Here is a 12,118-nt window from a genome sequence, read left to right as displayed (position 1 = left end):
GGTGGACGCCGCCAGCCGATGGGTCACACGGGTTCGTCGCCGCTGGAGCTCATCGAGCGACGAGTCGTCGGTTCTCCGGTCGCGGGATCGACGAACGTCCGCGACACCGTCTCAGTGCGACGCCGACGTGCGAGCAGCACGATGCCGATGAGGAAGATGACGACTCCCGCCCCCATCAGGATGTACCCGACCATGTCGAGGTCGACCCAGGGAACGTCGACATTGATCGCGAAGACGAGGATCGCCCCGATCACGAAGAGCGCGATTCCGCTTCCGATGCTCATGGTGCCTCCCATTCCGCGGCGAGGTGCCGCACCTCGAAAGCATGGCGTGGCGTCGCGGCGTCGAGGAGGGGGTTGACATCCGCCAAGACGTTCCCCTCCTCGATCCCCGCTGCTCGCTGCTCAGGCGGCGTCGCTCGAGGGTTGCTGCAGCCAGAGATCGGGACCGAAGACCTCGTATGCGATCCGCTCGGGCGGCACACCTCGGCTGAGGAGGGTCGCTCTCGTGGTCCGCATGAACTCGAGCGGCCCGCACATGAACACGACCGCATCGTCGGGCAGCTGAACGTCCGCGAGGTCCATCCTCCCCGGGAGTGCGGGGTGGATGGTCGGGGCGGCCTCGGCATCGGTCGCGTACCAGTTCTGCGCCCTGGCGTCGTCCATCGTGAGCACCTGTCGCCGCAGTGAGGCATACAGCGCGTGCGCGTCATGGGCGCGATCGGCATGGAAAAGGCGCACGGGACGTGCGGGGGAATTGCGTGACACGTCGTCGAGGATCGCGGCTATGGGAGTGATACCGATACCGGCGGAGATCAGGACGAGGGGCCGCTCCGCATCGTCGAGGACGACGTCTCCAGCGGGTTGCGACACGTCGAGCACGGTGCCGGGGCGCGCGTGCTCGTGCAACCAGGTCGACACCTGGCCGTCGGGGAGCTCTCCTTCTCCGCGCACGCGCTTCACGGTCACGCGGAGCGAATCCGCACCCGGTCCGGACGAGATCGTGTACTGGCGCGGCTGCCGGGAGCCATCGGGAAGGTCCACGGCGATGGCGACGTATTGACCGGTGCGATGAACGGGTAGCTCTCCTTCTTCGGGTACGAGGAAGAGGGAGATGACGTCGTCCGCCTCCTCTACTCGCTCCACGACCCTGTACGTGCGCCACGGTCGGTCGGGATCGGTGCCGCCCTGCGCGTAGAGCTTGGCCTCTTCCGCGATGAGCGAGCAGCCGAAGAGCCAGTACACCTCGTCCCATGCGGCTCTGACCTCGGCTGTGACGGCATCGCCCAGCACCGTCTGCACCGCATCGAGGAGGTGGTGTCCGACGATCGTGTACTGGCGCGCCTGGATGCCCAGCGATACGTGCTTGTGCGCGATCCTCCGCATGACCGGCGCGAAGTCTGGGGCGTCGGGATCGATGAGATGGACGGCGAAGGCGACGACCGATGCGGCCAGTGCCTTCGGCTGCTCGCCGATCGCCTGATTCGCCCGATTGAACACGCGAAGCAGTTCCGGATGCGCGGCGAGCATCTCCCGGTAGAACAGCGTCGTGATCTCGTCTGCATGCTGCGCGACGACTCCGGCGGTCGCACGCACGACCTCCTCGGACTCCGATGAGAGTTTCATGACTTCCCTTCTCTTCTGCGTCATGGTTCTCCCACCTTCGCGACCGCCGGCGATGCGCGCCCTTCCTTTCACCGGGTTATTTCCGGTCGAGAAGAGTCCGAGCCCTATTGCGCGCGCCTATTCTCGCCACATGCCCCGCCGTGCCCACGACTTTCGAGGATTGACCCAACCGCGTCGACTCCGGCTGCTCTACGCGATCCAACAGACGCCAGGTCGCCGGGCCGGTGCCCTCGCGGAGGAGAGTGGCATTCCGCTGAACACCGTGCGCGATCACCTGCGTGTGCTGGAAGACGAGGGACTCATCCGCGCCGAGACGCAGAAGTCCGGAAGTCGAGGTCGCCCGCCGGTGGTGTTCCATCCCGTGCGCGAGGCACCGTCGGGCACGGTTGCGCGCCGGCGCGTCGACGGTGCGCACGACAGGGGTCGCATGCTGAGAGCCGTGACCGCCGACGACGCCCCTCCTCTCGGGGAGGAAGCACTGCGCCAGGTCGACGTGCTCTACGAGCACCTCGACGACGCTGGGCTGAACCCCGTCGTCGACGAGGGAGCGCTGCGTTTCGACCTCGCTCCCTGCCGGTATCACGGCCTGCTCGCGGAGGATCAGGCTCTGGTGTGCGGCGTGCACGCACAACTGGTGCGAGACGTGCTCGAGCTCAGCGACGGCCCGCTCGAGATGCAACGCCTCGACCCTTTCGTCACCCCGCAGCAGTGTCGTCTCCTGCTCGGACGACGGATGCCGGCAGCAGTCCGCGCGGAAGCGTCCGCCGCAGTCGTCGACGAATGAGGGAACGGGAGCAGCGCCGAGGCGCCGCCCAACGCTCCTAGTGCGCGTAGCCGTAGTGATCCACTTCGGGGAAGGAGATCCCGTCACCGCTCCCTGTCCACACGCCGGTGAACGTGACGGATACCTTCTCGCCCGCATCCAACGGACCACGCCAGCGGAAGGTCTCTCCATCGAACGTCGCGGCGCCATGGGTGGAGGCGAGCGAGGCCGGCTCCAGAGACGTATCGTCCGTCATACCGTGCGACCCGAAGACGATCTCGCTCTTGGTGGAGTCGACCGCGCCGTTGTTCACGAGGTCCATCCGGTAGGTGACCACCTGCCCGGCGACCGGATCTGTGGGGGTGACGTGGAACGCGTACTGGAAATAGAGGCAAGATGACGAGAAGGCCGCCGCTTCGGAAGCGGTCGTCGTAGGCTGCGTCGGTTCCGTCGCGTCCGCGGATGCGGCGCCTGCGCAGAGAACGGATGCGGTCAACAAGGCGCCACTCAGAATGCTTGCAGAAATCAGTCTCTTCACGATGTGCCCTTCCACGTTTTTGGTATGTGGCAGGCGACGCACCGGCCACTTCAGGTGAGGAAGCACCACGTTCGCACAGCGGACGGAAGCGCACATCTCCCCCGGGCAGCTTCATCTCGGAATTCCGGGATGAGGTCGCCATCGCGGGCAAGGGCGATTGCCTCCCGGTCTGCGGGGTACCACTGATCCAGAGAGTAGTGAGTGGTAGGGCGGGCGGGACTTGAACCCGCGATCGTTGGGTTATGAGCCCACTGCCTTAACCAGCTTGGCCACCGCCCCTTACGTCTCTCAGCCTAGCGGCCGAGTCGGTCATGCCCGGTTAGCCGCCGAGTGGGTCTGCGAGTGCCCGAGGTAGATGTCTGCGTTGGCGATGAGGCCGGCGCGCTCCTCCTCGCTGAGCGACCGGCGCACCTTCGCCGGCACACCCGCGACGAGAGAGCCCGCAGGCACCTCCGTGCCACCGAGCACGACGGCCCCTCCGGCGATGAGGCATCCTGCGCCGATCACGGCGCCGCTGAGGATCACCGATCCCATCCCGACCAGGGTGCCGTCGCCGATCGTGCAACCGTGGACGACGGCGTTGTGCCCGATCGACACCTTCGCGCCGATCACGACGGGGTGCCCCGAGTCCACGTGGACCGAGACGTTGTCCTGCACGTTCGAGCCGGGGCCGACGACGATCGCTGCGGAGTCGCCCCGAATGACGGCGTTGTACCAGACGCTGGAACCAGCCGCGAGGGAGACATCGCCCACGATGCGCGCACCAGCCGCGATGAACGCGGTCGCGTCGATGACCGGCGCGCTGTTCGGCAGGGCGAGGACAGAGGCTCCGGACGCGATACTCATGAGGCGAGACTACCCTCACTCCCCCGGAATCACGCGGAAGTGAGCCGAGCCTCAGCTTGCTTGCGGAATGTCTGAGCCTGAGTAGCGTTGTCTTCATCAGATACGAGAAACCGTTCCAGAGGAGCACAAGATGAGCAAGGCACAGACCGTTTCCACCACCGCCATCGACCCGACCGTGGCTGCAGGGGCGGCCCAGTTCCTCTCCCCCGTCGTTCTCGGACTCCAGGCGCTGACCGTCAACGGCAAGCAGGCCCACTGGCATGTCCGCGGCGCCAACTTCATCGGCGTCCACGAGCTGCTCGACACGATCGTCGCTCATGCCGGCGACTTCGCCGACACGGCCGCCGAGCGGATCGTCGCCCTCGGCCTCCCGATCGATGCACGCGTCAGCGCTGTCGCCGACAAGGCGGGTGCCACGTCCGTCGCGGCCGGTTTCGCCCAGTCCGACGAGCTGATCCGCGCCGTCATCTCCGACATCGACGCGATCCTGGTCGACGTGAAGGCAGCCGTCGAAGGACTCGACGAGGTCGACCTCACCAGCCAGGACGTCGCGATCGAGATCCAGCGCGGCCTCGAGAAGGACCGTTGGTTCCTCGTTTCGCACATCGCGGCCTGATCGCAGACGTCGCCTGACCGAAGAAGGGGCGGTCCTCGGAGAACCGAGGACCGCCCCTTCTTCGCGCATTCGACCGGTCAGGTGGTGTGCGTGAGGTATCCCCCGAGCACGGTAGAGAGGACAGGCATGGATCGTAGGGCCTTCCCGGTCGAAGCGCGTGGATCCGCCCCGCAGAGAACGATGTCCGCCGGCTCTCCGGGACGCAGCGACGAGCGCACGCTCGCCTCGAGCGCCTGATCGAGGGTGATCCGCTCCTCGGGGTGCCACGCGGCGCGTTCGTCGTCAGTGCGCGACACTGCGGCCGAGATGGCGTGCCACGGGTCGAGTTCGGCGACCGGCGCGTCCGACCCGAAGCGCAGTTCGGCGCCCGCCTCCTGCAACGATGCGAGCGGGTAGCCGATAGCGGTCTGCTCCGCCCAATGTCGATCCACCAGGTCGCGGTCATCGACCGCATGCTGCGGCTGGACGCTGGCGATCACACCGAGACGGGCGAACCGCGCGAGATCGGTATGCCGCACGAGCTGCACATGCTCGATGGACCCGACCGCCCCCGTGGAGGTGAAGGCGTCGAGGGCCGAGGTGATCGCCCTGTCGCCGATCGCGTGCACAGCCACGGCCAGGCCGTTACCGGTCGCGCGGGTGAGGAGGGCGACGAGCTCGTTAGACGGCACCGTGAGCATCCCGAAGTTCTCTGGATCACCGGGATAGGCGTGCGAGCAGGCGGCCGTCCGCGTGCCCAGCGAACCGTCGGTGATGATCTTCAGAGGTCCGACGTGCACGAGTCCGCGCCCCTGCGCCGGGACGTCGGCCTCTTCCCGGAGCTCTCCCGTGCGCAGGCCCGCGTCGATCGCCCGGTCGAGGTCGAAGGGGTACACCGCGAACGCGACGCGATGCGAGGCGAAGCCCGCCTCGACGCGTCGGGGCCAAGCTTCGGCACTCCACGCCATGTCGAAGTCGACGAGGCCCGTGACACCCCGAGCGGCGGCCTGCTCACCGGCCCGCATCATCGCGCGGTCGCCGTGGGCGGCATCGACGGCATTGAGACGCCGTGAGATCTCGAACGCATCGGTCTCGCGCAGCACGCCGTCGTCGCTCCGGAAACCTTCGCGACGAAGGGCAGCGCTGTTCAGCCAGACGCTGTGGACGTCGGCGTTGATGAGGTACGTCGGGACATCGCCGGCCGCCGTATCCAGGAGCTCGAGCGACGGCCGATCGGACCACAACGCATCGCGGAAGCCGGTGCCGACGCGACGTCCATCCGGCAGCGGAGCCACCCCACTCATCGCCGCGGCCGCTGCCGCAGCCGACTCGGCGTGGCCGAGCGGTGCCCGTTCCGCGGCCAGCGCCCATTGGACCGTGTGCACGTGGTTGTCCCAGAGCCCTGGAACCGCCCATGCGCCTCCCGCCTCGATGACCTCGCCTCGTGCAGGCAGAGCACCCGTCGGGGCGATGTCGACGATGCGTCCGTCGGCGATGAAGATGTCCACGGGCTCATCGTCGATGAGGAACTCACGCCCGGGGCCGGCGATCCGCACGGCCGTGATGGTGTCGATGGCCGATCCGCGTTCGGTCACTGCTGTGCTCCTCCTCGGCGTGCGTCCTGCGCGCGCCGCATCTCCGCGGCGAGGGCAGGGTTCGAGTACGGTCCCTCGGTCGAGAGGGCAGCGATCACCGTCTCGATCGTCTCCGGGGGCTTGTTCTGGCTGAGTTTCCTCTTGGCGACGACGCGCGTCGGCGCCAGCCGGAATCCCAGGGTTCCCGCCGCGAGCCGCTCGACGTAGGCCGGGTCGTTCGGTCGCTCCCACATGCGTCGCGGCTCCGGCATGCGCGACTCGAAACGCGCCACAAGTTGGTCGAGCACGAGGAGGTTCTCCTCTTCGCTCAGGATCTCGGGCACGCCGGCGAGATGCACCGCGGTGTAGTTCCAGGTCGGCACGGACGGGGCATCGCCATACCATCCGGGCGAGACGTAACCGTGCGGCCCCTGGAACACCACGAGCATCTCGCGCTGACCCAAGCCGTGGATGAAATCGTCCGGACGCCCGACGTGTCCGACGACGGTGAGGTCGTCACGCGAAGGGTCGAGCAGCACGGCGTAGTGAGAGGCGACGAGTCCGTCATCGCCTGCGCTCATGATGGTCGCCCATGGATTCGCCTCGATCACGCGGCGGATCTCGGTCACATCGGCCAGCGTGAAGCTGGGGTTCTGTCGCATGGGATCAGCCTAGAGCCGCCGCCCGCGGCCGGCGCATGGTCACGCCTGGCAACGAGGGCACCAGTAGAGCTTGCGCGCGCCGATCTCCTCGAGAGCGATCTCCGTGCCGCAGATTCGGCAGGGCAGCCCCGCGCGGTGGTACACCCAGTGACGGTCATCCCGGTTGGCCATCGCCGCTCGGTAGTCAGCGCCCGTGAGACCGTCCATCGTCATCATCTGGCCTGTCTCGACGCCGATGGCGAGAAGCCGCACCCAGTCGTGCCAGAGTGCGCGCACGACGTCTTCCGGGACATCCCGACCGGGGGTGTGCGGGTTCAGGCGCTGCCGGAACAGCATCTCGGCGCGATAGACGTTACCGATGCCGCTGACGACCGACTGGTCCATCAGCAGCAGTGCGATGACCGTCGGCTTCTTCGTGACGGCCCGCACGAACCGCTCCTCGTTCTCGGCCGGATCGCCGACCAGGGGATCCGGCCCGAGCTTGGCGACGGTCGCGAGCATCTCCTCAGGGGTCTGCAGCACGCAGGCTGTCGGTCCTCGGAGGTCGGCCGCAGTGATGTCGGTCATCAGGCGAAGGCGCACCTGTCCCACCACAGGAGGAGGCCACTCCATCCCTTCGTCGGCCAGCCCTTTCGTCTGCTCCGACATGCGCACGTGCACCCGAGTACGGCGAGGCGCTCCGATCGAGGCCAGCGAGTTCTCCCCCGCGTCATCGAGGATGGGCTCATCGAGTACCGTGCCGCGCTGGTTGGTCTGGCCCATCCTCCCATTGGCCGCAGCGATGGTCGGGTCGACGATGATCTCACCGGCGAAATCCCACGCCCCATACAGGCCGAGGTGCACCCGAAGCCAGAGGTCGCCCTCGGTCTCCAGGAACATCTGCTTGCCGACCGCGTGCACGCTCACCGCTGCTCGTCCGTCGAGAACGGAGGCTCCCTCGGCGAACCGACCCTGGGGGCTGGAGGCGCTCAGAGTCTTGCCGACGAAGTTGCGGTCGAACTGGCGAGCGATCCGGTGGACGGAATGACCCTCGGGCATCTCAGGCCCGCGGGTCCGGGAGCAGGGAGCCGTCGCGTTCGAAATCTGCGATCTGGCTGATGCGCCGCACGTGGCGCTCGTCTCCGGAGAACGGCGTCTCGATGAAACGGTCGATGAACGAGGTGACCTCGTCGTAGGTGTGCTGTCGTGCGCCGATGGAGATCACGTTGGCGTCGTTGTGCTCGCGGGCCAGTTCTGCCGTCGAGAGGTTCCACACGAGGGCGGCACGGACGCCTTCCACCTTGTTCGCAGCGATCTGCTCGCCGTTTCCGGAACCTCCGAAGACCACACCGAGAGCGTCGGCGCCCGCCCGCTGATCGGCGATGACCGCCTGAGCCGCGCGGATGCAGAACGCGGGGTAGTCGTCGATCGCGTCGTACTCGATCGGACCGTGATCGACGACCTCGTGTCCGGCTGCGCGCAGATGTCCCTGCAGCTGAGTGGAGAAGTCGAGTCCCGCGTGGTCGGTGGCGATGTGGATGCGCATGACTCCCATCCTAGAAGTGCGCGTGCGTCACCGAGAGGTCACGGGGCGACACCGGCCGCGGCCGGCTTGAAGCCCGCGCGGATGTTCTCGCAGCACCCGGGACGGCACACGTCGAAACCTCCCGGGAGGGACGTGACATGCGCGCGCTCTTCGTTGGTGCGTCCCTGAAGACGCTCTTCGATCAGGTCGACGATGCCCGTCACGAACGCCGGCGACACGCCAGGGGTGGGCGTGCGCGTGAACGCGAGGCCCGCCTCCTCCGCGGCTTCGGCCGCTTCGGTGTCGAGATCCCACAGGACCTCCATGTGGTCGCTCATGAAGCCCACGGGCACGACGGCGACGGCCTTGCGTCCACGATCGGGCAGTTCGCCGATCACGTCGCACACGTCGGGCTCGAGCCACGGCTGGGAGGCGGGGCCGGAACGGGACTGGTAAACGAGTTCCCAGGACACATCGGCGGACGCCGGAACAGTCTGCCGCACGCGGTCCATCACCCAGGCGGCAACGGCGAGATGCTGCGCGGCGTACGCGCCGCCCTCACCCCAGTCGATGTCCCGCGCGCCGGAGCGTTCCGCGTCGGCCGTCGGGATGCTGTGCGTGGAGAAAAGGATCTGGATGTCCGCTGCCGCGATGCCCTCGGCGAGGAAGCCCTCCACGGCCTCTCGCACACCGGTCTCGAAGGCGTCGACGAATCCCGGGTGGTCGTAGAAGGGGCGGATCTTGTCGATCGTCACCGTCTCCCCCAGCCCCGTCTCCTCCAGGATGCGAGCGAAGTCCTCGCGATACTGACGGCAGCTGGAGAACGAACTGTAGGCACTGGTGGCGAACGCCAGGAGCGTGGTGTGGCCGTTGGCCGACGCCTCGGTCACGACCTCTTCCAGGTACGGGGCCCAGTTGCGGTTGCCCCAGTAGACGGGGAGCGTGATCCCCCGCTCAGCGAGGGCATTCTCGAGTGCCTCTTTGAGCACGCGGTTCTGCCCGTTGATCGGGCTCACCCCTCCGAAGTGACGATAGTGGTGTGCCACCTCCTCGAGCCGCTCGTCGGGGATCCCCCGCCCGCGCGTCACGTTCCGGAGGAACGGGATCACATCGTCCTGACCCTCCGGCCCGCCGAAGCCTGCGAGCAGGATCGCGTCATAGGCGACCGGAGTGGTCACGAAGGGTGCACCGCCGGAGGCAGCAGGCGAGGCAAAGGGAACGACATTCGGCTCGATCGCAGTCACCCCTCCATCCTTTCACCTCCACGGCGCGGGGGCGTGCGCCTGTGGACCGTTTCTATCCGTTTCCCCACCCCGTCGATGCGAAGAGGCATCTGTCGTACTGGCGTAGGCTGTCAGGGTTGCCGTCGGCGCCAACTGCGCCCAGCCCCGGTGACATCCCCTCACCCCTGGGAGTACAGCTGTGCCTGGAGAGAACCTCACCCGTATCGAAGCGCAAGAGCGCCGCGACGTCATCGACACTCAGTCCTATGAAGTCGCCCTCGATCTGACCAAGGGCGCCGAGGTCTTCGGTTCTCGCAGCGTGGTGCGCTTCACTGCCACGCCGGAGGGCTTCACCTTCATTGACCTGATCGCCCGTGACGTACGCGAGATCTCCCTCAACGGCGAGCAGCTCGACCCGAACGAGGTCTTCTCAGACTCGCGCATCGCGCTCAACGGCCTGAAGGCCGAGAACGTCCTCGTCGTCGATGCCGACTGCGAGTACACGAACACCGGAGAAGGTCTGCACCGTTTCGTCGATCCCGTCGACGGCGAGGTCTACCTCTACTCCCAGTTCGAGGTTCCCGACTCCCGTCGTGTGTTCGCCGTCTTCGAACAGCCCGACCTCAAGGCGACGTTCCAGTTCACCGTGACGGCACCGGCGGCGTGGAAGGTCGTGTCCAACTCCCCCACGCCTGAGCCCATCGTGCACGACGACGACGTCACCGCCACCTGGGGCTTCGAGCCGACTCCGCGCATCTCCTCGTACATCACCGCTCTGGTTGCCGGCCCGTACGAGTCCACGTTCTCCGAGCTGACGAGCGCCTCGGGCCGCGTCGTGCCGCTGGGCGTCTACGGCCGCAAGAGCCTGTGGCAGCACCTCGACGCCGACTACATCTTCGACAAGACCCGCGAGGGCTTCGCATATTTCGAGGCGAAGTTCGGCGTACCCTATCCCTTCGCCAAGTACGACCAGCTCTTCGTTCCGGAGTTCAACGCCGGTGCCATGGAGAACGCGGGCGCCGTCACCTTCACCGAGACCTACGTGTTCCGCAGCAAGGTGACCGACGCCGTCAAGGAGCGTCGCGTCGTCACGATCCTGCACGAGCTCGCCCACATGTGGTTCGGCGACCTCGTCACGATGAAGTGGTGGAACGACCTCTGGCTCAACGAGTCGTTCGCCGAGTGGGCGTCGACGATCGCCACGGCCGAGGCCACCGAGTGGACCGAGGCCTGGACCACGTTCAACGCCATGGAGAAGACCTGGGCGTATCGCCAGGACCAGCTCCCCTCGACTCACCCGATCGTCGCCGAGATCAACGATCTCGAAGACGTGCAGGTGAACTTCGACGGCATCACCTATGCCAAGGGCGGCTCCGTCCTGAAGCAGCTGGCCGCCTGGGTCGGCATCGAGGCGTTCTTCGCCGGCGTCTCGCAGTACTTCCAGAAGCACTCCTGGGGCAATACCGAGCTCAGCGACCTGCTCTCCGAGCTCGAGGTCACAAGCGGCCGCGACCTCACCACCTGGTCCAAGAAGTGGCTCGAGACCGCCGGCGTCAACACGCTCGAGCCGGTCATCGCCGAGAGCCATGACGGCACGATCTCACGCTTCGCCATCACGCAGACCGCGCCCGCGGACTACCCGACCATCCGTCCGCACCGTCTCGGCATCGGCTTCTACACGTTGACGGACGGCTCGCTCACCCGCACGCACTACCTCGAGGTCGACGTCGACGGCGATCGCACCGAGGTGCCCGAGCTGCAGGGCCTTGCCCGCCCCGACCTCGTGCTGCTCAACGACAACGACCTCGCCTACGCGAAGATCCGCCTCGACGAGAAGTCGCTCGCGACCGCGATCGCGCATCTCGCCGACATCCATGACCCGCTCGCCCGTTCCCTCGTCTGGGGTGCGGCGTGGGACCAGACCCGTGATGCCGAGACCGGCGCGTCGGAGTATCTCGACCTCGTGCTCGGCAACATCGGCCGCGAGACCGAGTCGACGACCGTGCGCACCACGCTCAGCCAGCTGCGTACTGCCGCGACCCTCTACGTCACGCCCGCCGACCGCGAAGCCGCGCGACTCAAGATCGCCGACGGCCTGTGGAGCCTGGCCGAGGCGGCCGAACCGGGAAGCGACAGCCAGCTGCAGTTCGTCACCGCTTTCGCGAACGCTCTGGTCACCCCGGAGCACGCCGGCATCGTCGGGCGCCTGCGCTCCGGTGAGGACACCCTGCCGGGGCTGGAGATCGACGCCGACCTGAACTGGCAGCTCCTCGTCGGCCTGGCCTCGATCGGTGCCACGGATGCCGCCACGATCGATGCCGCCCTTGCTGCAGACAACACCGCCAAGGGCGGAGAGTTCGCCGCACAGGCGCGCGCGTCGCTCCCGGACGCGGCGTCGAAGAAGGCCGCGTGGGCGTCGCTCATCGAACGCGACGATGCCCCCAACACCATCGTCCGCTCCGCCGCGCTCGGGTTCACGCACCCGGCAGGCGCCGCTGTGCTGGGGGAGTTCGTCCCCGCATACTTCGACATGCTGCTCCCGATCTGGGACTCGCGCACCTATCAGATCGCGCAGTACCTGATCGTGGGACTCTTCCCGACGGCTCTGGCCGACATCGCCCTGCGCGATGCGACCCGCGGCTGGCTGGCCGCCCACCAGGACGCTGCCCCTGCCCTGCGCCGTCTCGTGCTCGAGAACCTGGCGGACGTGGAGCGTGCTCTGGCCGCGCAGGCGCGCGACGCCGAGGACTGAGCTCAGAGGGCATCCGAAACGGAGATCATCTGTCCC

The 12,118-nt window shown here is 67.3% G+C and carries 12 protein-coding genes and 1 tRNA gene; 3 read left to right on the top strand and 10 right to left on the bottom strand.

The features are described 5' to 3' along the window. Positions 1 to 23: 23 nt before the first annotated feature. Both ACFVWL_RS15505 and ACFVWL_RS15500 read right to left on the bottom strand, forming a co-directional pair. Complete coding sequence (locus ACFVWL_RS15505; RefSeq protein WP_387184559.1) at positions 24 to 284, bottom strand: DUF6458 family protein; 261 nt, start codon at positions 282 to 284, stop codon at positions 24 to 26. Between the two features lie 120 nt (positions 285 to 404). After that, the gene (locus tag ACFVWL_RS15500; protein ID WP_387184557.1) at positions 405 to 1,649 is read right to left on the bottom strand and encodes a globin domain-containing protein; all 1,245 of its coding nucleotides are present in this window, start codon (positions 1,647 to 1,649) and stop codon (positions 405 to 407) included. A gap of 106 nt (positions 1,650 to 1,755) precedes the next feature. On the opposite strand from ACFVWL_RS15500, the gene ACFVWL_RS15495 reads away from it, so the two are divergent. Next, the gene (locus ACFVWL_RS15495) at positions 1,756 to 2,409 is read left to right on the top strand and encodes a winged helix-turn-helix transcriptional regulator (protein WP_387184554.1); all 654 of its coding nucleotides are present in this window, start codon (positions 1,756 to 1,758) and stop codon (positions 2,407 to 2,409) included. Between the two features lie 37 nt (positions 2,410 to 2,446). Here ACFVWL_RS15495 and ACFVWL_RS15490 read toward each other — a convergent pair whose 3' ends face one another. The 3 genes from ACFVWL_RS15490 to ACFVWL_RS15480 all read right to left on the bottom strand — a co-directional run bounded on the left by ACFVWL_RS15490 (position 2,447) and on the right by ACFVWL_RS15480 (position 3,772). After that, the gene (locus ACFVWL_RS15490; RefSeq protein ID WP_387184551.1) at positions 2,447 to 2,884 is read right to left on the bottom strand and encodes a hypothetical protein; all 438 of its coding nucleotides are present in this window, start codon (positions 2,882 to 2,884) and stop codon (positions 2,447 to 2,449) included. A gap of 244 nt (positions 2,885 to 3,128) precedes the next feature. Then, positions 3,129 to 3,205, bottom strand: a tRNA-Ile gene (locus tag ACFVWL_RS15485). A gap of 30 nt (positions 3,206 to 3,235) precedes the next feature. Next, entirely contained in the window at positions 3,236 to 3,772 is a 537-nt protein-coding gene (locus ACFVWL_RS15480; protein WP_387184549.1) for a gamma carbonic anhydrase family protein, read from the bottom strand. Between the two features lie 130 nt (positions 3,773 to 3,902). Here ACFVWL_RS15480 and ACFVWL_RS15475 point away from each other — a divergent pair, with 130 nt between their 5' ends. Then, positions 3,903 to 4,388 carry a Dps family protein gene (locus ACFVWL_RS15475; RefSeq protein ID WP_387184546.1) on the top strand — a complete coding sequence of 162 codons (486 nt, stop codon included), beginning with the start codon at positions 3,903 to 3,905 and terminating at the stop codon, positions 4,386 to 4,388. 77 nt (positions 4,389 to 4,465) lie between these two features. Here the strand turns inward: ACFVWL_RS15475 and ACFVWL_RS15470 are convergent, their stop codons facing one another. Genes ACFVWL_RS15470 through ACFVWL_RS15450 form a run of 5 tightly spaced genes read right to left on the bottom strand, consistent with a single transcriptional unit; the run spans position 4,466 to position 9,351 of the window. Then, positions 4,466 to 5,962: an amidohydrolase gene (locus ACFVWL_RS15470; RefSeq protein WP_387184543.1), complete on the bottom strand. Its 1,497-nt coding sequence runs from the start codon at positions 5,960 to 5,962 to the stop codon at positions 4,466 to 4,468. Next, positions 5,959 to 6,603: an FMN-binding negative transcriptional regulator gene (locus tag ACFVWL_RS15465; RefSeq protein WP_387184540.1), complete on the bottom strand. Its 645-nt coding sequence runs from the start codon at positions 6,601 to 6,603 to the stop codon at positions 5,959 to 5,961. Before ACFVWL_RS15465 ends, ACFVWL_RS15470 begins: the two co-directional genes overlap by 4 nt. 39 nt (positions 6,604 to 6,642) lie before the next feature. Continuing rightward, complete coding sequence (locus ACFVWL_RS15460) at positions 6,643 to 7,641, bottom strand: Fpg/Nei family DNA glycosylase (protein ID WP_387184537.1); 999 nt, start codon at positions 7,639 to 7,641, stop codon at positions 6,643 to 6,645. A 1-nt stretch (position 7,642) separates the two neighbouring features. Continuing rightward, on the bottom strand, positions 7,643 to 8,128 hold the full coding sequence (locus tag ACFVWL_RS15455; RefSeq protein WP_387184534.1) for a ribose-5-phosphate isomerase: 486 nt from the start codon (positions 8,126 to 8,128) through the stop codon (positions 7,643 to 7,645). A 38-nt stretch (positions 8,129 to 8,166) separates the two neighbouring features. Continuing rightward, positions 8,167 to 9,351: a ferrochelatase gene (locus ACFVWL_RS15450; protein WP_387184531.1), complete on the bottom strand. Its 1,185-nt coding sequence runs from the start codon at positions 9,349 to 9,351 to the stop codon at positions 8,167 to 8,169. Positions 9,352 to 9,529: 178 nt separating this feature from the next. On the opposite strand from ACFVWL_RS15450, the gene pepN reads away from it, so the two are divergent. After that, entirely contained in the window at positions 9,530 to 12,082 is a 2,553-nt protein-coding gene (pepN, locus tag ACFVWL_RS15445) for an aminopeptidase N (RefSeq protein ID WP_387184528.1), read from the top strand. Positions 12,083 to 12,118: the final 36 nt, after the last annotated feature.

This window comes from Microbacterium sp. NPDC058269 (assembly GCF_042881445.1).
Taxonomy (GTDB): domain Bacteria; phylum Actinomycetota; class Actinomycetes; order Actinomycetales; family Microbacteriaceae; genus Microbacterium.
Note: the sequence above shows the minus strand (reverse complement) of the source record. Positions and strands in the feature narration are given on the sequence as shown.

Bases quoted from the DNA above. Each gene is read 5' to 3' on its own strand.
- ACFVWL_RS15505 (WP_387184559.1), bottom strand. From the start codon at position 284: ATGAGCATCGGAAGCGGAATCGCGCTCTTCGTGATCGGGGCGATCCTC.
- ACFVWL_RS15455 (WP_387184534.1), bottom strand. From the start codon at position 8,128: ATGCGCATCCACATCGCCACCGACCACGCGGGACTCGACTTCTCCACT.
- ACFVWL_RS15465 (WP_387184540.1), bottom strand. From the start codon at position 6,603: ATGCGACAGAACCCCAGCTTCACGCTGGCCGATGTGACCGAGATCCGC.
- ACFVWL_RS15500 (WP_387184557.1), bottom strand. From the start codon at position 1,649: ATGACGCAGAAGAGAAGGGAAGTCATGAAACTCTCATCGGAGTCCGAG.
- ACFVWL_RS15475 (WP_387184546.1), top strand. From the start codon at position 3,903: ATGAGCAAGGCACAGACCGTTTCCACCACCGCCATCGACCCGACCGTG.
- ACFVWL_RS15480 (WP_387184549.1), bottom strand. From the start codon at position 3,772: ATGAGTATCGCGTCCGGAGCCTCTGTCCTCGCCCTGCCGAACAGCGCG.
- ACFVWL_RS15460 (WP_387184537.1), bottom strand. From the start codon at position 7,641: ATGCCCGAGGGTCATTCCGTCCACCGGATCGCTCGCCAGTTCGACCGC.
- ACFVWL_RS15495 (WP_387184554.1), top strand. From the start codon at position 1,756: ATGCCCCGCCGTGCCCACGACTTTCGAGGATTGACCCAACCGCGTCGA.